Raw genomic sequence first — 26562 nt, forward strand, 5'->3', positions numbered from 1 at the left:
GACGTCGCATGCGATATCGATCCGTCGGCGCGACTTCGATCGAAGTCGCGCGGCCTGATTGACGTCGCATGCGACTTCAGTTGGGGGGTGGCGCGGCAGTCGGAAATCCTCCGCCCGCCCCGGAATCACGTCCCCGGCGAGGGACCGAGTGACGACCCGCCGGCGAGGTCCATCGCGGTGAGGAGCAACCGGGCGACGCGGGCGTAGGCCTGGTGCTCGGCCTCGCAGAGCGCGATCTCCTCGTCGCCGAGTTCGGCCTTGCGGGCGGTCGTGAGATTGTCCATCCACTCCCGCATCTCGGCCGCGCAGATGTCGAAGAACTCGTGGACGCGCTCACGGTCCTGACGGCACATGGCCAGCACGGTCGTCGGGGAGAGCTTGTTGTCGAGCTTCTGGTTGACCCGTAGGAGCCCCTGCAGCGCCACGGGAAGGCGGTCGCCACGGCGGCGGTGCTCCAGTTTGGGGCCGCTCTCGAGGCGTCGGATCATCTCCCCGCGCGCCGACCGGGCGAAGTCGTCCCAGCGTCGGAGGGCGGCATCGAGATTGGCCGGACTGAAGACCGCGACGTCGATGCGGCGCTGGGCGAAGACGAGCCCGTTGCGCACGACCAGCGCGACTTCGGGCCACCGCGGCGAGAACTCGGCGACGACCATTCCGAGCAGCGAGGGTGCGGGCACCGACGAGCTGAGGATGGTCACGATCTCCAGGGAGCGGGCGTCTCGGGTCGGCCGGAGCAGTGAGGTGCCCGTCGACCGCAGGAAGATGGCCTTGCGTGGGCTCACCACGGCGGGACGTCCGGCCGCGCTCATCGCGGCGCGGGCCAGTTCCACGAGATGGTCTTTCGACTGCGGCACCACCCCGCCCTCGACTGGGGCGTCGAGGAAACGGGCCGGGGCGGTGAAGCGCAGGGTGTCGGCGTCCGTGCTGCCGGCTCGATCCGAGTCGGCCGGCCGGCCGGCGTCGGTCTCGTCGGCGTCGTCGGTGTCGAGACCGTCAGCCGGGGAGTGGTGTCGGGAGAAGGACGGGTCGCCGATGCTCACGAACGACGGGTGGATGACACCCCACACCTCGCGCAACGCCCGCACGGCGGCGCCGGCGAGGTCGCCCGACCGAACGGCATCGGCTTCGAAGCAGAAGGCGCTGCGACCCTCGAGCCGGCACCAGCCTCGGTCGACGATGTAGGTGGCCTGGCGCATCCACCGGTCCTTGTCGGTCCAGGTGAGGTCCCCCGCCGAGATGGTGCAGCGCAGGCGGTCTGCCGACTCGGGACTCCCGGCCACCGCGAAGGTCATCCGTCGTCGCCATCCTCCGGCGGCCGCCTCGACGATCGACAGCGTCTGACCCGGCAGGAGACGTGGCACCCGAACCGCGAGAGTGTCGGCGAAGTCCCGCCAGGCCGCCTCGAGGTCGGCGTCGAAATCGGGGGACATGCAGGCTCCTCGTGGGCGGGACGTACGCGGACCGGATCCGAATAGTACGACGCCGCGCAGACACCCGTGGCGACACCCGCAACAGAACTACAGGGGGGCGGAGTGCTCGATCGTCTCGTCGTAGACCGGGTCCCACGGGAGATCGTGGTCGGCGTAGTCGGTGCTCGTCAGCGCCACGTGGGGTACCGGTTCCCCGGTGAGCGATTTCCACGTGATCGAGTTGACGATGCGGACCGCGGCGGCGTCGGACGTCGTCGGATGCCAGGTGTCCGCGGACTCCAGCGGACCCATCACGCGCGGCGCGGGGAGCCGGGGATGCGCACCGGACTGCCCGGCTCGCGACATGTCGCAGAGCACACAGGTCCCCGACGCCGACGGCAGATGACGGCGGCGTCCGGCCCACGCTTCGGCGCGCATCGGGATGACCGTCAACTGCACGAGCGTCCCGGCGGCGCTTCCGACGGCGTGCGTCGACGGTGCGACGAACTGACGGTTGTCGCCGGCAAGGCTCCGATACGAGGCGAGGGTCGGTTGTGTGGGCACCTCGAGGTAGTCTCCGGCGTCGAAGTCCGGCACGCCCGTGAACGCACTACCGCTGACGACGTTGACACCGTCGACGCCGACCATCACCAGGAACGGGTGCAGGTGCGGCGAGGAGAAGTCGAGCCAGGTGGCCTCCGACTGCCACATCGGGATGGTCGCGTGCGCGTCGCCGTCGGGTGAACCCTGCGCCAGGCGGAGGGCGCCATGGCCGCCGACCGAGCCGGGCCGTCCGACCGGGTCCGGGGTGCGCAGGGCCCGCTGGAACGTGACGTGCAACCGCGCGTCGCGACCCAGTTCGGGAAAGGTGATCGTGAGTGCGCCGCGATCCGTGGTGATGGCCATGTGAGGGCTCCGATCGATGACTGGAACCGCTGAGGGTTGCCTAACCGATTGAACGCCTCATCTGGCCGCGGTGCGATGCTCCGCGTCGAAAATCGTCCGCGTGGACTACGTGCAGAGGTGTTGCCGGTACCGATTTGCCTGAGTCACTTGGCCGGTGAGCTGCGATCCGCGGCGTCGTCGTCGGACAGCACGACGACGCGCAGCGCCGCCCGCAGGTTGTGCGTGGTCGCCTTCCAGGCCTCGGCTTCATGGCGGCACGCGTCGGCCTCGGCCGGGTCCGACGCGGCCGCCGCGTCGACCGCCGACCGCCGCCAGGTGAGGTGCTGCTCCTCGCTGGTGTTGATGTACGAGAGGATGTCGGCCTGGCTGTACCGGCAGATCTTCGCGACCTCACGGGCGGACAGCGACCGGCCGTCGGGGTCGAGTTCGAGCAGTGTCTGCAGAGCGTCGGGGAAACGCCCGTCGTTCCTCGCGGTCAGCGGTGCGTCCTCACCGACCTTGGCGATGACCGACGGGGCGCAGTCGGCCAGGAACGTGAACCACTCGGCCAGCGCCGAGCTCAGGTTGTGCGGATGGAATACGGCGCACTCGACGGTCAGCGTCGCGAAGACCTCGTCCTCGAGCAGATGCACACGTACCGCCGACCCCATGGTCGGCTGGGCGGCGACGATGTCGGCGGCGCGCCGGCGGTCGGTGATGTCACCGGCGAGGCGCGCGAAGAACTCGAAGCGGGGTGCGTCGCTGCGCGGACTCAGCCACGACGAGACGGGCTTGGTGGGCAGGGCGATGTCGCCGTCGGCGTCGGTCTGGATACGGCAGCCGGTGAGGTCCTCGAGCGAGCCGACGAGCAAGGCCCGCAGATGGTCGGCGTCGAACGGCTGGACCGCGACCTCGATCTGGGGTTCGGGGCGCGCGGCAGGCGAATGGTCCAGGAACGCGGGGTGCACGACCTCCCAGACCTGCCGGAGCGTCAGCACCGTCGTGTGCGCGAGCTGATCGACGCGGCGCCGCCCGACTTCGAAGATGTGGGTTCCGTTGCGCAGACGTCGCCACCCGAGGGCGGCGAGGAGGTCGAGATGCTCGGCGAAGTACTCCGGCGTGGGATGCAGGTCGGTGTCCTCGATGGTGCAGCGCAGCCGGCGCGAACCGGTGACCGAGAATCGCATCGTCCCGTGCGGACCCTCCGGGATGGCGGGGTCCTGCTGGATCGTGAGGGTCTCGCCCGGCTCGAGATGCGACAGACGATCTCCGACGTGCAACGCGAACGTGCGCCACGCGTCGTCGATGTTCGAGTCCACGGTGAAGTCGGTCATCTCGACTCCCTTCCTCGTGCGCTGACGTGCATGCGCATTGTGCAGCGATGCCAGGATCGGGAGCACGCTCCACCGAGCTGTTCGACGGCCGGCCCCGAACCCGCCTTCGGACTTCAGGTTATGTGACTCGGCCGACAGACTTGGTCACTTGAACAGACCCGTCGACGAAGCCTTGCCCGAACCGTACCCCTAGGTCGGCGGCCCGGCTGACTCAGGCATCGGTTGTTAACCGACAAGAAGTACTTGTGTCCCCAGCCCGGGGGACACCCGTCTCACGGGCGGTTCTCAGACGCTCTGTCGTTGACGCCAGCTCAGGGTCACCGAGGTCCCGTGCGGTCCGCTGGTGACGTCGGATGCGTCGCAGAGTGCCGAGATCAGGGCGAGTCCGCGACCGCGGTACGGCGACGACGACGCATCTGTCTTCCACTGCCCCGTGTCGGTGACGATGACCTCCAGGGACTCGTCGCGCGTCTTCCGCGCCCGGACATCGATGGCACCGGGCCGGGTGCCGGGCGATGGGGTGGCGTAGGCGTGCTCGGCCGCGTTGGCGACCGCCTCGTAGACCGCGAGGACGATGTCGCTGCGACGCTCGGCGTCCACGCTGATCGTCGCGTCCAGCCACTGCGCGAACTGTTGCCGGAAGCGGTAGGCGGACTCGGGAGAGGCCGTGACCGAAAATGCGAGACCGGTCGCGTCCGTCCCGTCCGAGTCGCCGGGGGCTCGGTGAGCCGATGAGATCCGAACCATCTGTGACTAACCAGCCGGACGGTCGGCCAGCCCCTCTGTGGTGGTCATGGCCGTGATCGCATGGTTCAGCGTCGGGTAGAGCACCATCGTCTGGTCGAGGCCCATGATGGTGAGGGGGCGGGCGGTCGCCGGTCCGGCGGCCACGACTCCGAACATGCCGGTGGGTGCGATGGCCTCGTGTGCCGCGACGAGCGCCGCCATCCCGGCGGAGGCCAGGAACTCGGTGGTTGTCAGGTCGATGATCAGACCGTCGGGTTGTCCGCTCAGCGCCTGCGACACGGCGTCGGACAATTGCGGGGCGGTGAGCACGTCGATGCTGCCCTCCACGGTCAGGATCACCAGTTGCTCATGTGCTGCGGACACCACCGACATCAGCGCGCGTCCGGCACTCAGGCCACTGTCGTCGACGATCACAGCATCAGGATTCTCTGCCTGCATCGGGTGGCCCTCTCTACGGGGGACGGCGGCAGCCCGACTTGCGGCCCCGTCCCGGGAGATGTACGACGGCAGCTGCTCAACCGGTGATCCCATCGTGCCACGGCATGACGCCACGCCGGTACCGGGGTGCGCGAACGCCCTCGGCGGTTACTTTCCGAAGAGCCGGCCGAGGAAGGGGATGGTGTCGGCTTGCGACCGGACCAGCGTGCCGCTGTGGTCGCTCGGATAGGTCCGGAAGGTCACCGGCTGGCGGTTGGCGGTCAGCGTCGCCGCATAGGCCGCGGTGGTGGGATACGGCACGTCGGTGTCGAACAGGCCGTGGCCCATGAAAAATGGCTTGTCGAAACCCTTTTCGGGCATGCCCAGGTAATTCGCCAGGGTCGCGGAGAATCTCGGCAGACTGGTCAGCGGGGCGGTGAAGTAGTCGCCGAGCGAGACGCCCCGGAGCTGCTCCTCGAATTCGCCGACGCAGCGGGTCTCGGCGAGGGCCACATACTTCCGGCCGGTCGGCGTGAGGATGCGATCGATGCCGAGCTCGGGGTGTGCGTATCGGAGTCCGGCGAGGATGTAGCTGAGGTAAGCGGTCAGCGCCGGGGTGATCGCCACCGGCGGGACACCCGGACCCGCGATCTGGACCAGTCGTTCGATGTAGGCCGGCGTGCCGGTGCCGACGGCACCCCGGTAGTCGAGCTCTTCACCGCCGAACTCGGTCGCGTAGCGCGCGGTGTAGATGGCCGCGCCGCCGCCCTGTGACTGCCCGACCGCCGCCCAGGAGCGCGACAACCGTTGTGCGACAGGTCGAGTCGAAGAGAACTCCCGGCCCGCTCGCACCATGTCGACGACGTTGTGGGCCGTCGTGCGGCCGTCGAGGTAGGCGTGCAGACCCGGGGTGCCCAGGCCGGCGTAGTCGCTGGCCACGATGGCGTAGCCCTGCTGCATCCACTTGGCGAGGTACGGCAGGTCGCGCTCGGGCAGGCCCGGACCCCTGACCGAGGGGGCGCAGTCGTCGCCGATCCCCGACGTCCCGTGGGCCCACGAGATCACCGGCCAACCGCCCGGCGGTGCCGTCCCCCGTGGGGTGAACACGGTCCCGGTGCTGAGCGCCTTCTTGCCGAAAGCGTCGGTCGTGACATAGGTCAGGACGGTGGCGTCGGCGGAGCCGGGCACCCAGAACTGCGGGGCGAGCGGCCTGGCGGAGACGACCGTGCCGACGTCGCCGAGGTTCGACGGCGAGGAGATCGCCGGGCCGGCGGCGAGGGTCCCGGCCGCTCCGGAACCGCCGATCGCGACCGCCGCACACACGGCCAGTGTCAGAACCTTGCGGTGCCATCGCGTCACGATCCACACCGTACTGCGAACGGGTGCCGGTCGTCGATTCCTCGCCTGTTCCGTTATCGCTCAGTTCCTTTCGGTGCGCCGGGAGCGGGACCGTCGGCCACGGCAATACCCTGGTTCGGACAAACCCGGCAGAGAGGTGTCACGGCATGGCGTTGCGGACGGTCGGGTTGCCGACCCCGGGGGAGATGAAACCGAGGTGGGCTGCGTACGCGGCACTGCTGGCCGTGCGGGGTGAACGCTGGGCGCAGGGGGCGCATGCGACCGCTCACGGGTGGCATTACGACGACGGCGGAGGCAACTGGGCCGACGTGGTGTTTGCCGGTTCCGGCCGCGCGGTGCTCGTCGGGCACGACCATGAGTACTCCGAGACGTATTTCCGCGAGGGGGCGACGTACTTCGGCGAGGAGGAGACCGACCTGCTCGCCGATGCGCCCGGCTGGTGGGAAGCGGCGATCGTGCCGTACCTCGACCGGCAGCGCACCGAGGGGATGTGGATCGGGTTCATCTACGGCTTCGACGGCCCGTGGATGCGGTCCGACTACGACGCCGATGACGGCTTCACCAGCGTCGGTCTGCCGTTCACCGACGACGAGACAACCGGCGACGCACTCGTCGATCTACTCGGCAACTGGTTCGGCGAGCTGGGACTCACGTCGCCGGCCGGCCTCGGCACCCGGCTTCGGGCGATGGTCGCCGCCGGTGATGCGCCGACGGCGGCAGACTTGCGGCGGATACTCGGATCGGCGGCCGCGCACGCCGACATCGACGCGGCAGTGGCTGCGGCGCAACGGTTCTGACGATGTCAGGTCCGTCGCGCCGCGCGTCCGTCACCGTGAGCGCAGTTCCCGCTTGAGCAGTTTGCCGCTCTGGTTGCGGGGGAGCTCGTCGACGAACCGCACCTTCTTCGGGACCTTGAACGGCGCGATCCGGGACCGGACGTGCTCGATCAGTTCCTGTTCGGTCACCGACCGGCCGTCCCGCACCACGACGACCGCGGTGATGGCCTCGATCCACTTCTCGTCCGGCTCGCCGATGACGGCCACCTCCGAGACCGCCTCGTGGGTGTAGATCGCGTCCTCCACCTCGCGGGAGGCGACCAGGATGCCGCCGGTGTTGATCACGTCCTTGATGCGGTCGACCACCGTGATGAAGCCCTCGGCGTCGCGGGTGACGAGGTCGCCGGAGTGGAACCAGCCGTCGCGGAACGCGTCCTCGGTGGCGGCCGGGTTCTCCCAGTAACCGCGGCACAGTTGCGGCGAACGATAGAGGATCTCGCCGGGAACCCCGGGTTCGACGTCGTTGCCGTCGGAGTCGACGACCCGGGTCTCGACGAAGAACACCGGCCGGCCGCACGACGACGGCCGGTCCTCGTGCTCTTCCGGGCGCAGAACCGTTGCCAGCGGCCCGATCTCGGACTGTCCGAAGCAGTTGTAGAACTGCATGCCGGGGAACTGCTCGCGGAGCCGGTTCAGCACGGTCACCGGCATGATCGACGCGCCGTACTGGGCCTTGCGCAGCGAGGACAGATCTCTGGTCGCCAGGTCCGGGTGACCGGCGAGCGGAACCCAGACGGTCGGCGCGAGGAACAGCGACCCGATGCGGTCCGCCTCGACGCGACGCAGGATCTCCGGGATGTCCGGGGTCGCCATCAGCCGGACGGTCGCGCCCACGGAGAGGTACGGAAGCATGAAGACGTGCATCCCCGCCGAGTGGTAGAGCGGCATGGCGATCAGCGGGTTGTCATCCGCGGTGAAGTCGAGGGCGATCACCGACGACACGTACTCGCTGATGAGTGCCGCGTGGGACATCATGGCGCCCTTGGGCTTCGAGGTGGTTCCGGAGGTGTAGAGGAGCTGGGCGAGATCGTCGCCGTCGGCCGCCGAGGTGAACTGGCCGGCCGGGCTGGTCGCCGTCTCGAGAAGCGAATCGTCGGCGTCGCGCAGCGGGACGATCTCCTCGACCTCGGCGAGATCGCCGCGGACCTCGTCGATCCGTTCGGACAGGGCGGGGTCGACGAGGACGGCACGTGCGCCGGACTGCACGACGAGATAGCGGAGCTCCTCACCTCGCAGCGCGTAGTTGATCGGGACGTGGACGAGTCCCGCGCGGCAGCACGCCAGGAAACCGATGACATACGCGTCCGAGTTGGTGCCGTATGCCGCCACCCGGTCGCCCTGCTGCAGTCCGCGGGCCACCAGCCCGGCGGCGGCGGCGGACACCGCGTCGTCGAGTTGTCGGTAGGTGAAGGAACGGTCGTCGAAGACCAACGCGGTGCGGTCGGGATGCCGCGCCGCGGACCTGCGGAGGATGCCGTCGATGGTGTTGGCGGAAGAAGGTCGCGAAGCCATGCCGTCGACGATACTTGGACGTCCTAGTGAACCGTGGCGGATCCGCCCATCAGGGCCTGGGTGTGCCCGTCAGGGCCAGAAGATGGTGCCGTTCAGGAAGTCCTGGGCGAATCGGTTGCCGGTTCGGTACTCGCCGCCGAGTGGGACCCCGAAGTACCCGCCCGCTCCGCCGGTCTCCTCCCACTTGCGCCGGATCTGGCCCCAGACGATCTGCGCGCCACCGGTTTTCGACCATGTGACCACACCGCCCTGGAAGTCGTTGCTCCGTCCGCTGCCCGACCGGTACTCGTTGCTGACCGGATAACCCAGCGCACCGCGCTCGGCCCCGGCCGTCTGCCACCGGCTCCGGATCGCGCCGCCGACCTGGTGTGCCGTACCGCCGTCGGCGGCGGGGTGCCAGTAGAACGACGTGTCGCGTGAGAACACCTGGAATCTGCCACGCTTGGCTCCCGCGCGTTCGGGGCCGGTCGGGACGCCCCACTTGAAGAAGCCGCCCGTCGACGAGTAGGCCTCGCCGATCTTGCCGCCGACGAGGTGACCGTTGATGATCCGATCGGCCTGCGCACTCGGCGCGAGCATCACCAGCGACACCATCGTCGCCACGACCGCGACGCTCGCCACCCGCCGTCGGACGCGTCTGCGAACGGACTCCGGACGGAGGTCACGGGCGGGGCTCGGCGTCGACGTGGTGAGAGCAGACATGCGCGCGATGGTACGGACGTCCCACGACGCCTGCTGTTGGGCAGCTCACATCAGGGGTCTCACCGCAGGTGTCAGGGGCCCGCGGGAGCCTCGGGTGGGGGTGAGTTCTCCGTGGTGGTCGTGGTGGTCGTCTCCTCCGGGGCTTCCGCGGCGGGCGGCGCGGCATGAGTGGAGGGGTCCGGCGCCGGCGCATCCGTCGTCAGGGGGCCCGGCGCAGGCTGGTCGGGACCCGGGGCGGCGGGCGGTACGACGATCCAGTTCGCCGACCGGACGGTCACCGTCTTCGATGCGCCGACCGCCGTCAGCGTCAACGTCCACACCCCGGTGCTGGTGGTGGACCCGGACACCGAGGTGCGCTGTAGGGCCGAACCGGCGACCGACCGCGTCACGCCGTCGGTGCACGAGAGGGCGACCGTACCCGCCGAAGAGCTGCCGGGGGTCGTGCAGCCCACCGACAGCCCGGCGTCGTCGAAGCTGAAACTGCCGATGAAATCCCCCGAACCGCTGAACGAGGTCGGCGTCGCGGGGGCCTCGGCCGGGGCTTCCGGTGCCGGCACGCCGGGGACGCCCGGCTCCGACCCGGGCTCGGGCGCCTCCGGACCCGGCGCCTCGTACCCGGGCGCCTCGGGGGCCGGGGCGTCGGAGGCGGGCACCGATTCATCCGGAGGCGGCGCGTCCGAGGCCGGTCCCGGGTTGCCCGGCGCGGCGGGCGTGACCGCGGAGTCCGATTCGGACGAGTCCGGTCCAGCGGAGTCCGGAGCCGCCGAGTCCGAGTCCGGTGCTCCTTCCGGCAGACCGCCGTGCTCCTCGGCCCGCTCCTCGAGGGCCGGGGCGGCCGCGGGGTTGCCCGGCGCGATCAGTCCGTTGTGCTCGGCGTCCTCCTCGGTGTCCGCCTCGAACGGCGTGTTCAGCGCGGCCGGGGTGGGCAGGGGACCCGACGGTGGCGGGAAGCGGGTCAGATCGAGCAGTCCGCCGAGCGGTTGCGAGAAGATCTTTCCGGTCAGGTAATTCAGCAGTTGGAGCGCGTCGCCGACCGGGGTGCCGGGGGCAGCCGGGACCGACGGCGCGGGCACGATGGTCGTCGACTTGCCGACCGCGGTGACGTTCTGGTTGTTGTACGCGATGCGGGTGACCGATCGACTCTTGTACCCCGCCCACGTCCGGCCCTCCAGCCGGTACCCGCCGAGCGGGGCGGCGGCCGGCGGAGCGAGTGGATTGCCGCACGAGCACATGGCGCGCGGGACGCCGGCGGAGTCGACGTAGACCGCTGTCCCACGCTGCAGGACGGACTGGAACGGGACCGCTCGGCCGGAGGTGTACGAGTGGTTGGTCACCCAGGTGTCGGTGGTCAGCACCACGGGGGTGAGGGTGTTCAGATAGTGCGGGATGTCGGCGGTGCCGATGCCGTAGACGCCGGCCCAGGCGCGAGCCGCCGGGGGATCGGCGAGCAACCGGTTGCTGAGTGCCGCGGTGTCGCAGGCGGCGGTGTCTCCCGCGGCATACAGCCCGGCGTCGGTGCCGTTGACCGCGCGGCCACCGAGGTCGGCTGCGCCCGCGGTACCGGTGAGTGCCACGTTCGCCGGGAGGTCGCCGGCCCCGGACACGAGGACCGGATCGGTGAACGGATCGATCCCGGGGTCGTTCGCCGCGGTCAGGGTGAGGCCGGGGACGTAGATGTCCCCGTCGCGGGCCTTGACGACGAAGACGATGCCCGCGGCGAGGACGAGCGCGAGGACGACCACGACGGCGCTCAGTACGAGGGTCAGTGCGCGACGACCGTCGGGCTGCGGCGGGATCGCGCCGTACGGGGTCGACGGGTGGGTCGGGGGACCGGGTGGATAGGTCATCGCGCAGCTCCTACTGGTCCACTCCTGCCCGGGCGGGCAATCGTTCGACCCGAGCCCAGTATCGGCGCGTCACAGAACGGGGAGCAAGGCTTGACCAGCATTTTCACGTCGTCGATGGCAAATCTCGACCGTTTGGACCACACCGCCGTAACGCCGCGCGGCGGGGCACCGACACCAGTCCGGGCCCCGCGCGCGGAGCCGCGTCAGGTCCGGCCGAACACCATCGATTCCTCGACCTTGTTGATGCGGTGGTCGATGGCGTCGCGGTAGTAGTTGTGCCGCACCTGCCAGTGACCGCGGGTGCCCGACTTCGGCAGTGCATCCGGGGACCGTTCGACGTACCCCGCCTTGAGATCCCACAGCGGCCGCGAACCCATGACCTCCGAACCCAGATGCGGATAGGCATGGGTGTAGCCGTTCGTGCGCATGTACCTGATCAGGTCGGCGACGGCGCGAGCGGTCATGTCCGCGCGAAGGGTCCACGAGGCGTTCGTGTAACCGACCGACCAGGCGAGGTTCGGGACGTCCTCGATGAGGTAGCTCTTGAAGACGAAGCGGTCGTGCGGTTTCACCTCGGCGCCGTCGACGCGGAGCCGGGTACCGCCGAAGCCGAGCAGTTGCAGTCCGGTCGCGGTGACGATGATGTCGGCGTCGAGGTGCTTGCCCGAGGTGAGGGTGACCCCCGTGGCGTCGAACCGGTCGATGTGGTCGGTGACCATCTCGACCTTGCCCTCGGTGATGTCGGCGAAGAGGTCGGCGTCGGGGACCATGCACATCCGCTGGTCCCATGGGTTGTACGTCGGATTGAAGTGGACGTCGACCGGATAGTCCTCGGGCAGGTTCGCGACGACGTTGTTGCGGATCATCTTGCGTCCGAGCTTCGGGAACCGGTGGGTCAGGTGCACGATCGCGGCCGTCTGGGCGGCGTACCTGGTGCGGATGACCTTGTGCGCCGCCTGCGGTGGCAACAACTTCTGCACGAGCGGTGCCAGGTACTGCTTCTGCTTGGACGAGAAGATGTATGACGGCGAGCGCTGCAGCATCGTGACGTGCTCGGCCTGCTCGGCGAGGCTCGGGATGAGACTGACCGCCGTCGCACCGCTGCCGATCACCACGACGCGCTTGCCCCGGTAGTCGAGGTCTTCGGGCCAGTGCTGCGGGTGCACGATCTGGCCGGTGAAGTCGTCGGCACCGGCGAACCGTGGTGTGTAGGGGTTGTCGTAGTCGTAGTAACCGGTTGCGAAGATGACGAACCTCGCCCGGTGGGTCTCGCGGCGCCGGTCCTCACCGACCTCGACCCCCAGCGTCCAGGTGTCCGTCTTCGAGTCCCAGTCGGCGGTCAGGACGTGCTGCCCGAACCGGATGTGCTCGGCGATGGCGAACTTGTGGGCGGTGTCCTCGATGTACTCCCGGATGTCGTTTCCGTGCGCCAGCGCCCGCGGCTTGCGCCACGGCTCGAACGGGTAACTCAGCGAGTAGATGTCGCTGTCGGACCGCACGCCGGGGTACCGGAACAGGTCCCACGTTCCGCCCATGCGTTCGCGGCGTTCGAGGATCAGATAGTCGGCGTCGGGATTCTGCTCCTTCAGCCGATAGGCGCAGTCGATGCCGGACAAGCCGGCGCCGATGATGATCACGTCGCGCACGGTTGGCTGTGTGGCGTTCGGTTCGCTGTCGGTCACGGGGACCTCCTCGGTGGGGATGCCTCAGGTGCTGTCATCATGCAACACTTGTCTTCAGATGTGAACGGAATCACACCAACCGTAGGCCTGCCCGCCTGCGGCCAGTCATCGCGCGAGGTCAGGGGACGCAAGATGCCGATGGAAAAACACACTTACTGCCGAATCTGTGAGCCGCTGTGCGGCATGATCGCGACCGTCGAGGACGATCGGCTGATCTCGTTGCGGCCGGACAAGGAGCACCCGCTGTCGCGGGGCTTCGCGTGTCCGAAGGGGATCGCGTTCGCCGAGATCGTCAACGATCCCGATCGTCTCCGGCACCCGCTCCGGCGACGCCCCGACGGCGAGTTCGAGCAGATCTCATGGGACACGGCGCTCGAGGAGATCGGCCGCCGGCTCGTCGAGGTGCACCAGAAATCCGGCAGCGACTCGATCGGCTGGTACTTCGGCAACCCGGCGACGTTCTCGACCGGACACACGCTGTGGACCGCGATCTTCATGAACCTCCTCGGCACGCCGCACGTGTACTCGGCGGGATCCCAGGACGTGAACAACCGCTTCGTCGCCAGTCACTTCCTGTACGGCAACCCGCTGACCGCGCCGATTCCCGACATCAACCGGGTCGACTACCTCGTCATCGTCGGGGCGAATCCGGTGGTGTCGCATGGCAGCGTGATGAGTTCGCCGCGAATCCGTGAGGGACTGAACGCGATCACCGCACGCGGCGGGTCCGTCGTCGTGGTCGATCCGCGCCACACCGAGACCGCCCGTGAGTTCGACTGGCTGCCGATCACGCCCGACACCGATGCGTTGTTCCTGCTGTCGCTCCTACACGTGCTGTTCGACGAGAACCTCGCCGACCGTGAGCGGCTTCGGCGGCAGGCGCGCGGCGTGGCGGAGCTCGAGACGCTCGTCGCGGCCTACGCGCCGGAGGTGACCGCGGGCCGGACGGACATCGATCCGGAGCGTGTGCGCGCTGTCGCCCGCTCGCTCGCCCGTACGGAGCGGGCCGCGGTGTACGGACGGGTGGGTACCTTACTGGGGCGCACCGGCACGCTGACGACCGCCCTGCTGGACATGGTGAACCTCGTCGCGGGCAACCTGGACGTACCGGGCGGGTCGATGTTCGGTGATCTGGGGATTCCGGGTCAGCGCCTGGGCGTCGCCGCGCTGCAACGGCTTTCGAGCTTTCGCTGGGCGGGGCGCCGAAGCCGCGTCGGCAGCCTGCCGCAGGTCCTCGGGACCGCGCCGGCGTCGTTGATGGCCAAGGAGATCACCACCCCGGGCCGCGGGCAGCTGCGCGCGCTGTTCGTCAGCGCGGGCAATCCGGTGCTGTCGGTTCCGAACGGCGACGAATTACGTTCGGCGCTGGACGAACTCGACCTCATGGTGTCCCTGGACATCTACCGCAACGAAACCAACGCCCGGGCCGACTACATCCTGCCGGCCACCACGATGTATGAACGCGAGGACTTCCTGCTCCCGTTCCAGGCCCTGTTCACCACTCCGTTCAAACAGGCCACCGAGGCTGTGATCCCACCACAGGGCGAGGCGCGAGAAGAGTGGACGGTCATCAACGAACTGATCGGCTTCCTGTCGTCGGAGAGCCTGCTGATTCGCTCGCTGCACGTCGGCACCCAGCTGGCGCGACGCGTGGGCCGGCCGGTCACCCCGCGCCGGGTCTCGGATCTGGTGATCCGAATGGGATTGGGAGGAGACCGATTCGGCCTTCGACGCGGTGGACTCACCTACCGCCGGCTCGTCGAGGACCATCCACACGGTGTCGTGGTCGCCGACGACCTCGCGCCGGGGCAGCTGGCCAAGAACGTCACGTATATCGACGGCCGGATCCGGTTGACCGCACCGGAGTTGATGACCGAGGTCGAGCGACTCGGTGTCGCTGACGACGCAGGGTATCCGTTGCGGCTCATCGGGATGCGCGAGATCCGGTCGGAGAACAGCTGGCAGCACAACGCGCCGATGTTGTTGCGCGGCGGACGGTCCCACGCGGCCCGGATGCACCCCGACGATGCCACGGCACGCGGGCTGGCCGAAGGCGACCTCGCGACGGTGGAGTCCCGGCACGGTCGGATCTCGTTGCCCGTGACCGTCACCGAGGACATCAAGCCCGGCGTCGTCGCGATCCCGCATGGATGGGGACACAACGGCTCCGGCGGTTGGATGCAGGCGAACGCGGCTGCGCACAACGATCTGGGTGCCGGTGGCGTGAACGTCAACGCACTCATCTCGTCCGACCCGGCCGACCTGGAGCGACTTGCCGGGATGGCGAACATGACCGGGGTGCCGATACAGGTGTCGGCGTTGACCGAGAGCCGGGTGCGGTCCGAGACGGATGCGCAACCCGCTCGAACCTGAACGCACGCACCGGTTCCCCAGACAAGCAGTGATGCTCGCGCAGGGAACCGGTGTGTGTTCTGGGTTTGGTGCGGTGTCCCCTGCGTCCGTACGTCATCCCGCCCACGGAGTCCGGACTCTTCCGTGATCGAGGCGAACGGATCGCACCCGGGTCACGCAGCACGATTCTCACCGACGGATCGCGTCGGTGAGAATCGTGGAAAGCACTCTCGCGCAGTGTTTACGGAGAGATCACATGCCGGCCGGGGGCATGAGCACGCTGTCGATGAGGTACACCTGCGCGTTCGAGGTGGTGACGCCACCGCAGACCACGCCGGCCTCATTGACCTTCAGGTTGTCGCCCGATCCGGTCACGTTGACCTGCTGACCCTCGAGAGTGGTGTGCTCTCCGACGATCTGGTCGGGGGTCGCCTGGCCCTCGACCACGTGGTAGGTCAGGATCTTGTTGAGCAGGTCAGCGTCGGTCTTGAGCTGCTCGACGGTCTCCGGGGGCAGCTTCGCGAATGCGTCGTCGGTCGGCGCGAATACGGTGTACTCACCCTCGTTGAGGGTCTTCACGAGGTTGACCTCGGGGTTCAGCTGACCCGAAAGTGCTTGTGTCAGAGTCGTGAGCTCGGGGTTGGTGGCCGCCGCGGTGGCAACGGGCACGGTCGACATCCCGTTCACCGACGCCGGTCCCGAGGGATTGGCCTCGGCGTAGGCGGCGCAACCCGGCCCGACGAGGTTGGCGGCCGGATCGGCCATCGCGCTCTCGCTCATCATGGCGCTGGATTCGGTTGCCGCGCCGGTCGTTTCGCTCGAGGTGTCTGAATCGTCACTGGAGCAACCGGCCATCACGCCGACGGCGAGGACCAGTCCGGTCAACGCTCCTGCTACACGGGGAATTCGCTTGATCATCGCCGATCCAATCTGTGTTGGGGTGTCGACTGCGCCTGGCCGGCAGCCTCACAACGTCTTCGGCGCCCGGGGGCCCGCGGATTGGTCGATGACGAGACTGATCGTCAAGTACCCGGTGTAGCTACCGCGCCGGCGTCACTTCGCCCAGTCGGCGTCGGCCCACTGCTCGGCCCATTCCTGCCCTTCGGAGATGGCGCCCATCGTGGTCTGGCCGTCGAGCGCCTCTCGGATGATGTCGGCGTGACCGCAGTGGTGGGCGGTCTCCCGGATGAGGTGGATGATCATGGCCCGAATCGACAGCCACTCGCGTTCCGGCTGCCACGGAGCGGTGGGCTGAGGGATCAGCTCGTCCAGGCTCTCAGCGTCGGCGATCACGCGGTCGAACTCGGCGGCCCCACGGTCGTACTCGGCCAGCCAGCCGGCAAGGGTCTCGTCGTCGGTCATCTCGTACTCGGTCATGGCCTGGCTCATGTCGAACTCGGCGTTCTCGTCCCGCTCGGTGATGACACGGGCCGCATTGTCCTCACCGTGCGCGAGATGCTTGATCAGCGCGCCGATCGTGAGGGTGCTGACCGTCGACTGCTTGCGGGCCTCGTCGTCGGAGAGGTTGCGTGCGGTGATCTTGAGCATGTTGCGCTGATCCTGCAGCAGGATGAGCAGGTCGCGCTTCTCGCCGGTGACGTCGACGCTGAGTTCGGTGGAGGTGTAGGTGCCCATGATGTGTCCTCTCGGTTGGTGTGAGGACCACGCTATGAGCGATAGAGGACAGCTATGGTCCTCGTTGAATCGGGAGCTCCCCCGGGTCCCGGTGGCCCGGCGTGGAATGCGCCCAGCAGAGCGAGCCCGGAAGTCGATATGTGGCTAGGCCCGCCCTGGTGGGTGGATATCAGCAAGGGGAGTCTTCGGCGGAGGCGCCGGCGAGCAAATCTGTTGAGCCGGGCGCGTTCGGGGGCGACCATGTCCGCATGACTTCGACCGGCGGTACCCCGTCCGACGTGACTTCGCGTCTGGCGTCGTTGACGCGCAAGCCTGATCGGGCAGCCGATCGCGAGCTGCTCGACGCCCTGCTCGACGAGACCAAAGTCGGGACCCTCAGCACCGTCGTCGACGGTCTGCCATGGTCGGTGCCGATGCTCTTCGCCCGGGACGGCGACTCGATCCTGCTGCACGGATCGACCGGGGCGGGTGCGCTCCGGCACGTCGCCGCGGGTGCGCCGGTGACGTTCACGGTGTTCGCGCTGGACGGGCTCGTCGTCGCCGACACCCTCTTCGACCATTCGGCGAACTACCGGTCGGCGGTCGTACGCGGAGTCCTCGAAGTCGCCGACGACGCCCAGGTGGCTTTGGAAGTGTTGTCCGACAAGCTGATTCCGGGGAGGGTGGCCGAGGTCCGGCCGACGACGCGCAAAGAGTTGGCAGCGACGGTGGCCCTGCGACTGCCGATCGTCGACGGCCAGTGGATCGCCAAGGCGCGGACGGGCGGGCCGGGTGGGGAGTCGGCGGACTGGACCGGCGTGGTTCCCGTGCGGACCGTGTACGACGCCCCGGTCACCTACAGCGGCGACGTGCCGCCCGACTCGGTACGAGCGCTCCTGGACTGATCTCGCCAGAACCGGAGATGCGCAACCAGCGGATAGGGGTGTGACCCGCTGGTTGCGCGTCCGGTGATCGCGTCGTGGGGCAGGCGAGGTCCTCGGAGTCTGCCCGACGCGATCGGCTGTTGGCGCGGCCCGACTGCGGGTCGCGCAGTCGGTTCATCGTTCGCGCACGGTGGCGCCGTTACGCCCCAGGCGGCGCACCACGGCGTGCGCTCACCGCTGGCGCAGGAGGAACCGCTGGATCTTGCCGCTCGGCGTCTTGGGCAGGGCGTCGACGAAATGCACGGTGCGCGGGTAGGCGTGCGCGGCGAACTGCGTCTTGACCAGCTGCTGGAGCTCGGCTTCGAGCGCATCGGTGCCGTCGACCCCGTCCGCGAGGACGACGAACGCTTCGAGGACCTCGCCGCGGAGCTCGTCGGGGCGCCCGACGACGGCGACATCGACGACCGACGGATGGGTGATCAGCACGCTCTCGACGTCGAACGGGCCGATCCGGTAGCCGGCCATGATGATCACGTCGTCGTCGCGTGCGGAGAAGAAATAGCGGCCCTCGTCGTCCACCCGCCCGGTGTCACCGGTCAGGTACCACCGCCCGTCCGGCGAGAAGCGCTGTTTGGTCTTCTCCGGAGCGTCGAGGTACCCCTCGAACCACATCAGCGGGCTGGCCGGGACGTCGATGGCGATCTGACCGTCGACGATCCCCGCGGCGAAGCCGGGCATCGGCTGTCCCATCGAGCCCGGGACGAGGGTCTCGTGGACCGACTCGTGCCAGTGGTTGTTGATGAACATGCCGTGTTCGGTCTGGCCGTAGTGGTCGCGGACCTCGGTGCCGATGGCCCGCAGCGCCCAGTCGATGACGTCGGGGGTCAGGGGTTCGCCCGCCGACGACGCGCGGCGCAGCGAGAAGCCCGAGATGCGCGGGTCCTTGCTGAGCGCTCGGTAGACGGTCGGTGCCGCGGCGAAATTGGTGACGCCGAGGTCGCCGAGGATCTTCGCGGTCAGTTCGGGGGTGAAGCCGGCGTGTAGCAGGAGGTTGCGCCGGCCGGCGGCCAGCGGCCCGAGCACGCCGTAGTAGAGGCCATAGGCCCAGCCGGGGTCGGCGGCGTTCCAGAACACGTCGTCGGCGCGGACATCCAGGCCGAAGTGCATGTAGGCGACGAACGAGGCGAGCGCCTTGACCGGGACCGGGACGCCCTTCGGCGCGCCGGTCGTGCCGCTGGTGAAGAGCAGGATCAGGGTGCCGTCGCCGCCGACCGCGACCGACTCGGTGACCGGCTCGTGCGCTGCGATGAGTTCCTCGAACTGGTCGCCGGCGATCACCGTGGTGATCCCGTCGATGCCCGCGAGTTTGTCCGCCTGACTCGACTCGGTGATCACGACCTTCGCGGCGCCGGCCTGCAGCCGCATCTCGATCGCGGGTGTCGCGAACGCGGTGAACAGCGGGATGTATATCGCGCCGAGGCGGGCGATGGCCAGCAGCGAGACGACGAGCTCCTCGCGCTTGCCCATGAGGACGCCCACCGTGTCGCCACGACCGATGCCCATCTCCGCAAGGGCCGCCGCGAGTCTCTTGGACCGCTCGGCCAGTTCGCCGTAGGTGATGTCGGTGGTGACCGGACGTACACCGCCGGACTGCTGATCGTCGGTCTGCTCGACCTCGATCACCGTGAAGGCGATCGCCTCGGGATCGTGCCCGTCGACGAGGAGTGCCGCCGCATCGGCGTCGGACGCCCCGTAGATTGCCAACCATCGTTCGACCATGTCGGTGGGGGTCGTGGTGGCCTGTGTCATCGTGAACCTCGCTCCGTACTGAGTAAGCTGAGTCACAGTGTCCTCCGCGACCGGCCCCAGGAACACCCTCGGAAGAGGGGGAGAAGTGAGGTGAGATGCCCGAGCCGCTGAGCGGGATCGTCACCGAGGCGTTGCGTCGGGTGCGCAGGTCCAGTGGGGTGCCACTGGCCTTCGCGGGTGTCCTGAACGGACCGTCGAACCTGCGTCTGCAGCATTTCGCCGGTACGACCGTGGGCGCGTTGAACGGGGTGTCGGTCGACGTCGGGCACGGGCTGGGCGGCAAGGTCGTCTCGCTGAACCGCCCGATGGTCGTCGACGACTACCTCCGCACGCCGCGGATCACCCATCGCTACAACACGATCATCGAGCGGGAAGGGTTGCGCGCCATGATGGCCGCTCCGGTCATCGTCGATCGGACGCCCGTCGCGGTCCTCTACGGCGCGCTGCACACCCCTGACCCGATCGGCGGGCGGATGCTCGACGTCCTCGCGATGGAGGCCCGCACCGTCGAACACGAGATCGTCGCGTCCCGCGCCCGGCTCGAGCACGCCGCGCAGGACGAGGCGGAGATGCGCGACCGGATGACCGCGGCCTACGCGCGGCTTCGGTCGCTGGCCGAGACGGTCGACGACGCCCGGCTCGCCGACGAACTCGCCGCGATCACCGAGGCCCTGATCGCCGCGAGCCCGGCGTCGACGGCGCAGGTGGAACTGACCGGCCGGGAGCAGGACGTGATCTCCCTTGCCGCACTGGGCTATTCGAACGCCCGTATCGCGGAGACCCTCGGTGTCACCGTGTACACGGTGAAGGGGTACATGAAGGATGCGATGCGCAAGCTCGGGGCGTCGTCGCGGCTGGAGGCCGTCGTGACCGCCCGCAGTGCCGGTCTGCTGCCCTGACGCTTCCTCTGCTCCCTGAGGAGCGCCCGGAGCTTGCGGAGGGCGCGTCACGAAGGGTCTCGCGTCCCCGGTGGGGAGGGGTTGATCCGCGCGCAGATGGGTATCACCGGGTCCCATGCGAGCACTCTCGGCGGCACTGCTGACCCTCGGCCTCATCGGAACACTCGTGGTCGCCGCGCCGGCGCATGCGGTACCGGCCGAGACGTGTGGAACCGATCTCCGCCCGGCCGACCGCGAGCGGATCGTCGAACTCAGTACCTACGAGCAGGATTCGAAGGACCTCCCTCTCGTCCAGCTACGACGAAACGTCGACAAGCTGTACGGGATCGTCGACATTCTCACCGACCGTCGCGACCGGCGCGGGTTGTTCGCCCTCGGGCTGGCCGCGGTGGAACGCGACGCGGTGATGCCGCTGCAGAACAACCCGCGCGTCTTCCAGACTCCGCGGTGGGCGCCCGTCATCAGTCTCGAACTCCTCAACCGGTTCCTCGACGCCGTGCGAGGCGAATTCGGCGGCGGACCTGTCGCACCCCAGTGGCGGCACTACTTCGACATGGCCGACGACTGCGCAGTCCCCGGCCAACGGGTCGCGATGGCCGGTTACAACGCGCACATCACCGTCGACCTCGCCTATGCGACCGCCGACGCCCGGGCCACGACGGCGAATGCGCGGGATTTCTTCTTCATCGTCGATGCGATTGCCGCACATGGTAATTCGATCGTCACCGCGACACTCCGTGAATACGGCGTCAACCTCGGACCGATCTTCCGGTTCTACGTGGTCGGTGAGGGCCTCGACCGCGTCGTGGGCGCCGGCCGGGCGACCGGGCCGATGCTGCGGGCCGCCGACGTCGGATACAACGCGCTGACGTTCCGCAACGGACTCGCGCTCCAGGATCCGGCGACCGCTGCTCGGGCACGCGGCGACGTGACCGGGCTGTGGAACACCGGCGAGACGGCGTTGACCGCGTTCCAGCGGGTCGGGCTGGTCCGATGACCGGCCGGTCGGCCTCATCGGTGGGTGTCGGGTAGGTCACGTCGGAAGGGCCGGAATATCCCGAGCGGGGTCGTAGTTGTACCCCGCGACGGTGACGGACTCAATGCCCCGGGTCCCACCCTTTTGCCGCTTCGAGCGGCCTGTTTGCCGAGAGGCGCACTGACCGGCACCGTCCCTTTGCGCAACGAAGCCGCCGACCCCTCGGGTCGGCGGCTTCGCTGTTCTCCGAGCAGACGGGTCTCAGTGGTCCCGCAGTTTCTCGATGAGCTCGTCCTTCTTCAGGTCGGAGTAACCCGAGAGGTCGAGTTCCTTGGCGCGGTCCTTGAGCTCCTCGACCGTCCAGTCCTCGTAGGACCCGGACTTGCCGCCGCTCTTGCCGACGTCCGACCGTGAGCTGTTGGCCGCGGCGTTGGCGATCCGAGCGGACTTCTCCTTCGAGTTGCCCTCGTCGCGCAGCTTCTCGTAGAGCTCGTCGTCCTTGACCGAAGGTCCAGGGTCCTTCTTCTTCTCTGCCATGGTCTACCTCCTCGTGGTGGAGATGAGCGGTCCGCACCAGGGTTGCCAGATGCGTCGGTGGTCAAACAACGGGATCGGGGTGGACGGATCGGACGCTGTGTTCACGATGACCGAATCCGAAGCGGGTGCGCGGTTCGTCGAACTACGGTTACATCCGAACGGGCGCGTGGATAATCACAGTAGACGACGACCACTCTGAGTAGTCGACTTTGATCGATGCCGATAAGGTTGTGGCGATGTGTTCCGGCGACGTCACCCATACGTCGCCGCACTCGCAGCACACGTCGCACCCGTACCCCGAACAACGCAGTTGCGGAAGGAACAACGTATGTCGCAGACAGTCAAGGGAGTCATCTCGCGCAGCAAGAAGGCGCCGACAGAGGTCGTGGACGTGGTGATCCCGGACCCGGGTGCGCGTGATGTGGTGGTGGCGATCAAGGCGTGCGGTGTCTGCCACACCGACCTGGCCTACCGCGAGGGCGGCATCAACGACGAGTATCCGTTCCTGCTCGGCCACGAGGCCGCGGGTGTGGTCGAGTCGGTCGGTTCCGATGTCACCCACGTCGAGGTCGGCGACTTCGTCGTCCTGAACTGGCGGGCGGTGTGCGGGCAGTGTCGAGCGTGTAAGCGGGGGCGTCCGTGGTACTGCTTCGACACCTTCAACGCCAGCGTCCCGATGACCCTGACCGACGGCACCGAACTGACCCCCGCACTGGGCATCGGGGCGTTCGCCGAGAAGACCCTCATCCACGAATTGCAGTGCACCAAGGTCAATCCGGACACCGACCCCGCTGTTGCCGGGTTGCTCGGCTGCGGTGTGATGGCCGGAATCGGGGCGGCGATGAACACCGGCAACGTCGGCCGCGGCGACTCGGTCGCGGTCATCGGGTGCGGCGGTGTCGGTGATGCCGCGATCGCCGGCGCCCGTCTGGCCGGTGCGACGACGATCATCGCGATCGACCGCGATGCGTCGAAGCTGGAGTGGGCGAAAGATCTCGGTGCCACCCACACCATCGACGGCTCGAAGGTCGACGATGTGATCGCCGCGGTGCAGGAACTGACCGACGGCAACGGCGCCGACGTCGTGATCGATGCGGTCGGCCGCCCGGAAACCTACAAGCAGGCCTTCTACGCGCGCGATCTCGCCGGGGTCGTCGTGCTGGTCGGTGTGCCGACCCCAGAGATGACCCTGGAGATGCCGCTGGTCGACTTCTTCTCCCGCGGTGGTGCGTTGAAGTCGTCGTGGTACGGCGATTGCCTCCCCGAACGAGATTTCCCGATGCTGATCGACCTCTACGAGCAGGGTCGTCTGCCGCTGGACAAGTTCGTCACCGAACGCATCGGCATCAACGACGTCGAGGCCGCGTTCTCGGCGATGGAGGCCGGCAAGGTGCTGCGATCGGTGGTCGAGCTGTGAGCGGCGAACTGCGTATCGACAACGTCGTCACCTCGGGCACCTTCAGCCTCGACGGCGGCACCTGGGACGTCGACAACAATGTGTGGCTCGTCGGCAACGACGACGAGGTCATCATCATCGACGCCGCACACTCGGCGCAGCCGATCCTCGCCGGCGTCGGCAACCGCACGGTCAAGGCGATCGTGCTTACCCACGGGCACAACGACCACGTCACCGTTGCCCCGGAACTGTCGCAGGCCACCGGAGCGCCGATCCTGCTGCACCCCGGCGACGACATGCTGTGGAACGACACCCATCCCGATGTCGCGCACCAGGATCTCGAGGACGGGCAGAAGATCGGGGTCGCCGGTACCGAGCTGACGATCATCAACACCCCGGGCCATTCGCCGGGCTCGTCGGTGATCCACCTGCCCGAGGCGAAGGTGCTGTTCTCCGGCGACACCCTGTTCCAGGGCGGGCCGGGCGCAACAGGCCGCTCGTACTCGAGCTTCCCGACGATCATCGCCTCGATCACCGAGAAGATCTTCACCCTCGACCCCGAGACCAAGGTCTACACCGGTCACGGCGACGGCACGACCGTCGGCGACGAAGCTCCTCATCTCGAAGAGTGGATTAAACGGGGTAGCTGAGGCGGTACGTCCTTCGGCCGACTAACGGCGGTTGCCGGTAGTCGGCCGGCCTCGAAGACCTTCAGGAGATCTCTGCGACAAGGCTTTTCAGCAACCGCCGGAAGGTCGCCGCCTGACCGTCGGACATGGCGCCGCTGAGTAGCTCGTCTTCCACGGCCCGGATCTCGGCCCGGACGCCGTCGAGTAGTGAACGCCCCTCCGGCGTGGTCGAGACGGTCCACTGGCGACGACTCCCCGACCTGTCCCTGGACACGATGCCCCGCCGTTGGAGTTCGTCCAGGTGCTTGCCGAGCCGTGTCGGATCTCGCCCGGTGCGTTCGGACAACTCACGCTGCGACACTGCCGGTGTCGCAGCGACCTCGCGCACGATGGCGTACTCCCACATCGACAGCCCGGCGGCCCGGAGGATCGGCTCCTCGCGGGTCATCAGATGCGGTATCAGTCGCCCGAGAAGTGCGCCGAGATCGGGCTCTGCGCCCGAGCCCCTGTCGTCGTTCACCATCGACATCCCCTCTGCGATCGTCTACCGTGGTAGACGATCGCTGCGAACGGCTTCTCCCGTGCGGTGCGGGAGCATCCTCTCATCATCGCGGTCCACCGGGCCTGATCGACAGATTGATCGGGCATTGTCTGGAAGAAGGGGCGTCGAATGGACACACCGGCTTTGCGGGCGGTCACTGACGATGTGGGTGCGCATGTCTCGGAGATGACAGTCGGCGACATGGGCATCCGGACCACTTCGGGGTCGGGCGACCTCGGTGATCTATACCTGGCCGCCGTCGAACGAAACACGCGTCTCACAGCGCTCCTCACCGGCGAGGAGCTGAACTCTCGGCGAGCTGCACCGATGGACAGGGCATCGTTCCCGCTGGTGGCGGACCAGTACGGAGGCGGATTCGAACACCGATACCGGCGAAGTGCCGACCTGCTGGTCGCCGCCTTCGCCGAAGTCCTCGACACGCAACGGGTCGTCGACCTCGACGGCACCCACACAACTGTGCGAGCGCTCTACGACCACGCGGTCCGCGATGCCTTCCTGCTCACGTGGAACATCGCGACCGCAATCGACATCCGGTACCAGCCGCGACCCGACATCGTCCGAGGGGTCGTACAGACGATGCTCTCGGACCTCGAGGATGCCGATCTGGCAACGGCAGTCGACGTCCTCGTCCAACTGACGGGTCCACACCGGGACCAGTGAGCAGTCGCGGTTGGACTGCGATGAGCCGCGTGCGCCGGGTGTCGCGGTCCGCTCAGCTTTTTCTCAGGGGTCGGGATCGGTGGCTCGAGCCGCAGGCGTAACGTCGCGCGAATGAGCGATTCCGCGGTCCGCAACATCGACCACCCCGATCAGGCGCCGGTGCCTCGCAGCCGCATCGTGGTCGCGTCGATGATCGGGACGAGCATCGAGTTCTTCGACTTCTACATCTATGCCACGGCCGCGGTCCTCGTGTTCCCGGTGCTGTTCTTCCCCAAGGGGGACGACACCGCGGCGCTGCTGTCGTCGTTCGCGACCTTCGGGCTCGCGTTCGTCGCGCGACCCATCGGCTCGATCCTGTTCGGACACTTCGGCGATCGCATCGGACGCAAGGCGACGCTGGTGGGTTCGCTACTCACCATGGGCATCGCGACTTTCGTCATCGGCCTGCTGCCCACCTACGATTCCGTCGGCTATCTCGCGCCCGCGCTGCTGGCGCTGATGCGGTTCTGTCAGGGCCTCGGGCTCGGCGGGGAGTGGTCGGGCGCAGCGCTTCTCGCCACGGAGACGGCCGAGAAGGGCAAACGGGCGTGGGCCGCGATGTGGCCGCAGCTGGGTGCGCCGATCGGGTTCTTCTTCGCCAACGGCACCTTCCTGCTGCTGATGCTCGCCCTAGATTTCGATGCCGCGACCGCCGACCCCGACCACGCCTTCATGACCTGGGGCTGGCGAATCCCGTTCCTGGCCAGTGCGATCATGGTGGCCGTCGGGCTGTACGTGCGTCTGAAGCTCACCGAGACACCGGTGTTCGCGAAGGCCGTCGCGGACGGCAAGAAGGTCAAGGCGCCGCTGGCCGAGGTCGTCAAGACCAGCTGGCGTCCGCTCATCGCGGGCACGTTCATCATGGTCGCGACGTACACGCTGTTCTACATCGTGACCACCTGGGTGATCTCCTACGGCACCGGCAAGGTGACCGATGAGTCGGGCGTCAAGCTCTCCATCAGCTACGTCGACTTCCTGCAGCTGCAGCTCGTCGCGGTCCTGTTCTTCGCCGCGTGCGTGCCGATCTCGGGTCGCCTCGCCGACCGGTACGGCCGCCGCGCCTTCCTCATCGTGATCACCGCGGCGATCATCGTCTTCGGTCTGTGCTTCCAGTGGCTGCTCGACCCGGCGTCGATGACCGACGGCATGATGCTGTTCTTCCTGATCCTCGGAATGACGCTGATGGGTCTCACCTTCGGGCCGATGAGCGCGATCCTGCCCGAGCTGTTCCCGACCAACGTGCGCTACACGGGTTCGGGCGTGGCCTACAACGTGGCGTCGATCCTCGGCGCCGCCGTGGCGCCGTTCATCGCCACGTGGATCGTCGCCGACTACGGCGTCGGCTGGGTGGGCGTGTACCTCGCGGTCGCCGCCTGCGCCACGATGATCGCCCTGCTCAGCGTCCGCGAGACCAAGTCCGTCGACCTCACGGAGGTCTGAGCAGGACGGGTTGTAGGGGGCTCGGCGTACCGTCG

24 protein-coding genes are annotated in these 26562 nt (G+C 68.1%); 9 read left to right on the top strand and 15 right to left on the bottom strand.

Features of this window, described 5'->3' with window-relative positions:
• Positions 1-125: 125 nt before the first annotated feature.
• The 6 genes from LEL84_RS15195 to LEL84_RS15220 all read right to left on the bottom strand — a co-directional run bounded on the left by LEL84_RS15195 (position 126) and on the right by LEL84_RS15220 (position 6151).
• Complete coding sequence (locus LEL84_RS15195) at positions 126-1430, bottom strand: TY-Chap domain-containing protein (RefSeq protein WP_226512032.1); 1305 nt, start codon at positions 1428-1430, stop codon at positions 126-128.
• Positions 1431-1517: 87 nt separating this feature from the next.
• A complete protein-coding gene (locus LEL84_RS15200) occupies positions 1518-2315 on the bottom strand; it encodes a hypothetical protein (RefSeq protein ID WP_226512033.1) in 798 nt (265 codons plus the stop codon).
• A 143-nt stretch (positions 2316-2458) separates the two neighbouring features.
• Positions 2459-3628 (bottom strand): TY-Chap domain-containing protein, encoded by a 1170-nt coding sequence (locus tag LEL84_RS15205; protein ID WP_137809082.1) that lies wholly within the window; start codon positions 3626-3628, stop codon positions 2459-2461.
• A gap of 285 nt (positions 3629-3913) precedes the next feature.
• The gene (locus LEL84_RS15210) at positions 3914-4375 is read right to left on the bottom strand and encodes an ATP-binding protein (RefSeq protein ID WP_226512034.1); all 462 of its coding nucleotides are present in this window, start codon (positions 4373-4375) and stop codon (positions 3914-3916) included.
• 6 nt (positions 4376-4381) lie between these two features.
• On the bottom strand, positions 4382-4813 hold the full coding sequence (locus LEL84_RS15215) for an STAS domain-containing protein (protein WP_065631340.1): 432 nt from the start codon (positions 4811-4813) through the stop codon (positions 4382-4384).
• Between the two features lie 147 nt (positions 4814-4960).
• On the bottom strand, positions 4961-6151 hold the full coding sequence (locus LEL84_RS15220; protein WP_413466866.1) for a lipase family protein: 1191 nt from the start codon (positions 6149-6151) through the stop codon (positions 4961-4963).
• Positions 6152-6297: 146 nt separating this feature from the next.
• Between LEL84_RS15220 and LEL84_RS15225 the strand changes: the two genes are divergently transcribed.
• Positions 6298-6948 (top strand): hypothetical protein, encoded by a 651-nt coding sequence (locus LEL84_RS15225; protein ID WP_226512035.1) that lies wholly within the window; start codon positions 6298-6300, stop codon positions 6946-6948.
• Between the two features lie 30 nt (positions 6949-6978).
• Here LEL84_RS15225 and LEL84_RS15230 read toward each other — a convergent pair whose 3' ends face one another.
• The 4 genes from LEL84_RS15230 to LEL84_RS15245 all read right to left on the bottom strand — a co-directional run bounded on the left by LEL84_RS15230 (position 6979) and on the right by LEL84_RS15245 (position 12730).
• Entirely contained in the window at positions 6979-8499 is a 1521-nt protein-coding gene (locus LEL84_RS15230) for an acyl-CoA synthetase (protein ID WP_226512036.1), read from the bottom strand.
• 69 nt (positions 8500-8568) lie between these two features.
• Positions 8569-9201, bottom strand: coding sequence for an LGFP repeat-containing protein (locus tag LEL84_RS15235; protein WP_226512037.1), 633 nt, complete (start codon positions 9199-9201; stop codon positions 8569-8571).
• 71 nt (positions 9202-9272) lie between these two features.
• A complete protein-coding gene (locus LEL84_RS15240) occupies positions 9273-11048 on the bottom strand; it encodes a DUF6777 domain-containing protein (protein WP_226512038.1) in 1776 nt (591 codons plus the stop codon).
• A 203-nt stretch (positions 11049-11251) separates the two neighbouring features.
• Positions 11252-12730 (bottom strand): flavin-containing monooxygenase, encoded by a 1479-nt coding sequence (locus LEL84_RS15245; RefSeq protein WP_226512039.1) that lies wholly within the window; start codon positions 12728-12730, stop codon positions 11252-11254.
• Positions 12731-12862: 132 nt separating this feature from the next.
• Between LEL84_RS15245 and LEL84_RS15250 the strand changes: the two genes are divergently transcribed.
• A complete protein-coding gene (locus tag LEL84_RS15250) occupies positions 12863-15103 on the top strand; it encodes a molybdopterin-dependent oxidoreductase (protein ID WP_226512040.1) in 2241 nt (746 codons plus the stop codon).
• A gap of 231 nt (positions 15104-15334) precedes the next feature.
• On the opposite strand, the gene LEL84_RS15255 is transcribed toward LEL84_RS15250, so the two are convergent.
• Positions 15335-16000 (bottom strand): fasciclin domain-containing protein, encoded by a 666-nt coding sequence (locus tag LEL84_RS15255; protein ID WP_171011559.1) that lies wholly within the window; start codon positions 15998-16000, stop codon positions 15335-15337.
• Positions 16001-16135: 135 nt separating this feature from the next.
• Positions 16136-16717 (bottom strand): DinB family protein, encoded by a 582-nt coding sequence (locus LEL84_RS15260; protein ID WP_226512041.1) that lies wholly within the window; start codon positions 16715-16717, stop codon positions 16136-16138.
• Positions 16718-16965: 248 nt separating this feature from the next.
• Here LEL84_RS15260 and LEL84_RS15265 point away from each other — a divergent pair, with 248 nt between their 5' ends.
• Positions 16966-17601 (top strand): pyridoxamine 5'-phosphate oxidase family protein, encoded by a 636-nt coding sequence (locus LEL84_RS15265; RefSeq protein WP_165629273.1) that lies wholly within the window; start codon positions 16966-16968, stop codon positions 17599-17601.
• A 210-nt stretch (positions 17602-17811) separates the two neighbouring features.
• Here LEL84_RS15265 and LEL84_RS15270 read toward each other — a convergent pair whose 3' ends face one another.
• Complete coding sequence (locus LEL84_RS15270) at positions 17812-19389, bottom strand: AMP-binding protein (RefSeq protein ID WP_226512042.1); 1578 nt, start codon at positions 19387-19389, stop codon at positions 17812-17814.
• A gap of 95 nt (positions 19390-19484) precedes the next feature.
• Here LEL84_RS15270 and LEL84_RS15275 point away from each other — a divergent pair, with 95 nt between their 5' ends.
• Positions 19485-20288, top strand: a complete 804-nt coding sequence (locus tag LEL84_RS15275; RefSeq protein ID WP_226512043.1) for a LuxR C-terminal-related transcriptional regulator — start codon at positions 19485-19487, stop codon at positions 20286-20288.
• 115 nt (positions 20289-20403) lie between these two features.
• Entirely contained in the window at positions 20404-21285 is an 882-nt protein-coding gene (locus tag LEL84_RS15280) for a DUF5995 family protein (protein ID WP_226512044.1), read from the top strand.
• 240 nt (positions 21286-21525) lie between these two features.
• Here LEL84_RS15280 and LEL84_RS15285 read toward each other — a convergent pair whose 3' ends face one another.
• On the bottom strand, positions 21526-21801 hold the full coding sequence (locus tag LEL84_RS15285; RefSeq protein WP_226512045.1) for a Rho termination factor N-terminal domain-containing protein: 276 nt from the start codon (positions 21799-21801) through the stop codon (positions 21526-21528).
• 328 nt (positions 21802-22129) lie between these two features.
• On the opposite strand from LEL84_RS15285, the gene LEL84_RS15290 reads away from it, so the two are divergent.
• Both LEL84_RS15290 and LEL84_RS15295 read left to right on the top strand, forming a co-directional pair.
• Positions 22130-23218: an S-(hydroxymethyl)mycothiol dehydrogenase gene (locus LEL84_RS15290; protein WP_064570922.1), complete on the top strand. Its 1089-nt coding sequence runs from the start codon at positions 22130-22132 to the stop codon at positions 23216-23218.
• Positions 23215-23847 (top strand): MBL fold metallo-hydrolase, encoded by a 633-nt coding sequence (locus tag LEL84_RS15295; protein WP_137810970.1) that lies wholly within the window; start codon positions 23215-23217, stop codon positions 23845-23847. Before LEL84_RS15290 ends, LEL84_RS15295 begins: the two co-directional genes overlap by 4 nt.
• A 61-nt stretch (positions 23848-23908) precedes the next feature.
• On the opposite strand, the gene LEL84_RS15300 is transcribed toward LEL84_RS15295, so the two are convergent.
• Positions 23909-24349, bottom strand: a complete 441-nt coding sequence (locus LEL84_RS15300; RefSeq protein WP_226512046.1) for a MarR family winged helix-turn-helix transcriptional regulator — start codon at positions 24347-24349, stop codon at positions 23909-23911.
• Positions 24350-24496: 147 nt separating this feature from the next.
• On the opposite strand from LEL84_RS15300, the gene LEL84_RS15305 reads away from it, so the two are divergent.
• Together LEL84_RS15305 and LEL84_RS15310 are read left to right on the top strand one after the other, a co-directional pair.
• The gene (locus LEL84_RS15305; RefSeq protein WP_226512047.1) at positions 24497-25048 is read left to right on the top strand and encodes a hypothetical protein; all 552 of its coding nucleotides are present in this window, start codon (positions 24497-24499) and stop codon (positions 25046-25048) included.
• Positions 25049-25159: 111 nt separating this feature from the next.
• The gene (locus LEL84_RS15310) at positions 25160-26527 is read left to right on the top strand and encodes an MFS transporter (protein WP_065631324.1); all 1368 of its coding nucleotides are present in this window, start codon (positions 25160-25162) and stop codon (positions 26525-26527) included.
• Positions 26528-26562: the final 35 nt, after the last annotated feature.

This window comes from Gordonia sp. WA4-43 (genome assembly GCF_020520305.1).
Classification (GTDB): domain Bacteria; phylum Actinomycetota; class Actinomycetes; order Mycobacteriales; family Mycobacteriaceae; genus Gordonia; species Gordonia hongkongensis.

Excerpts from the sequence above, each read along its gene's own strand:
- LEL84_RS15230 (WP_226512036.1), bottom strand. The coding sequence starts at position 8,499 with ATGGCTTCGCGACCTTCTTCCGCCAACACCATCGACGGCATCCTCCGC.
- LEL84_RS15300 (WP_226512046.1), bottom strand. The coding sequence starts at position 24,349 with ATGGTGAACGACGACAGGGGCTCGGGCGCAGAGCCCGATCTCGGCGCA.
- LEL84_RS15200 (WP_226512033.1), bottom strand. The coding sequence starts at position 2,315 with ATGGCCATCACCACGGATCGCGGCGCACTCACGATCACCTTTCCCGAA.
- LEL84_RS15290 (WP_064570922.1), top strand. The coding sequence starts at position 22,130 with ATGTCGCAGACAGTCAAGGGAGTCATCTCGCGCAGCAAGAAGGCGCCG.
- LEL84_RS15260 (WP_226512041.1), bottom strand. The coding sequence starts at position 16,717 with ATGGGCACCTACACCTCCACCGAACTCAGCGTCGACGTCACCGGCGAG.
- LEL84_RS15280 (WP_226512044.1), top strand. The coding sequence starts at position 20,404 with ATGCGAGCACTCTCGGCGGCACTGCTGACCCTCGGCCTCATCGGAACA.
- LEL84_RS15255 (WP_171011559.1), bottom strand. The coding sequence starts at position 16,000 with ATGATCAAGCGAATTCCCCGTGTAGCAGGAGCGTTGACCGGACTGGTC.
- LEL84_RS15195 (WP_226512032.1), bottom strand. The coding sequence starts at position 1,430 with ATGTCCCCCGATTTCGACGCCGACCTCGAGGCGGCCTGGCGGGACTTC.
- LEL84_RS15270 (WP_226512042.1), bottom strand. The coding sequence starts at position 19,389 with ATGACACAGGCCACCACGACCCCCACCGACATGGTCGAACGATGGTTG.
- LEL84_RS15235 (WP_226512037.1), bottom strand. The coding sequence starts at position 9,201 with ATGTCTGCTCTCACCACGTCGACGCCGAGCCCCGCCCGTGACCTCCGT.
- LEL84_RS15275 (WP_226512043.1), top strand. The coding sequence starts at position 19,485 with ATGCCCGAGCCGCTGAGCGGGATCGTCACCGAGGCGTTGCGTCGGGTG.
- LEL84_RS15310 (WP_065631324.1), top strand. The coding sequence starts at position 25,160 with ATGAGCGATTCCGCGGTCCGCAACATCGACCACCCCGATCAGGCGCCG.
- LEL84_RS15215 (WP_065631340.1), bottom strand. The coding sequence starts at position 4,813 with ATGCAGGCAGAGAATCCTGATGCTGTGATCGTCGACGACAGTGGCCTG.
- LEL84_RS15285 (WP_226512045.1), bottom strand. The coding sequence starts at position 21,801 with ATGGCAGAGAAGAAGAAGGACCCTGGACCTTCGGTCAAGGACGACGAG.
- LEL84_RS15205 (WP_137809082.1), bottom strand. The coding sequence starts at position 3,628 with ATGACCGACTTCACCGTGGACTCGAACATCGACGACGCGTGGCGCACG.
- LEL84_RS15265 (WP_165629273.1), top strand. The coding sequence starts at position 16,966 with ATGACTTCGACCGGCGGTACCCCGTCCGACGTGACTTCGCGTCTGGCG.
- LEL84_RS15225 (WP_226512035.1), top strand. The coding sequence starts at position 6,298 with ATGGCGTTGCGGACGGTCGGGTTGCCGACCCCGGGGGAGATGAAACCG.
- LEL84_RS15250 (WP_226512040.1), top strand. The coding sequence starts at position 12,863 with ATGCCGATGGAAAAACACACTTACTGCCGAATCTGTGAGCCGCTGTGC.
- LEL84_RS15210 (WP_226512034.1), bottom strand. The coding sequence starts at position 4,375 with ATGGTTCGGATCTCATCGGCTCACCGAGCCCCCGGCGACTCGGACGGG.
- LEL84_RS15240 (WP_226512038.1), bottom strand. The coding sequence starts at position 11,048 with ATGACCTATCCACCCGGTCCCCCGACCCACCCGTCGACCCCGTACGGC.
- LEL84_RS15305 (WP_226512047.1), top strand. The coding sequence starts at position 24,497 with ATGGACACACCGGCTTTGCGGGCGGTCACTGACGATGTGGGTGCGCAT.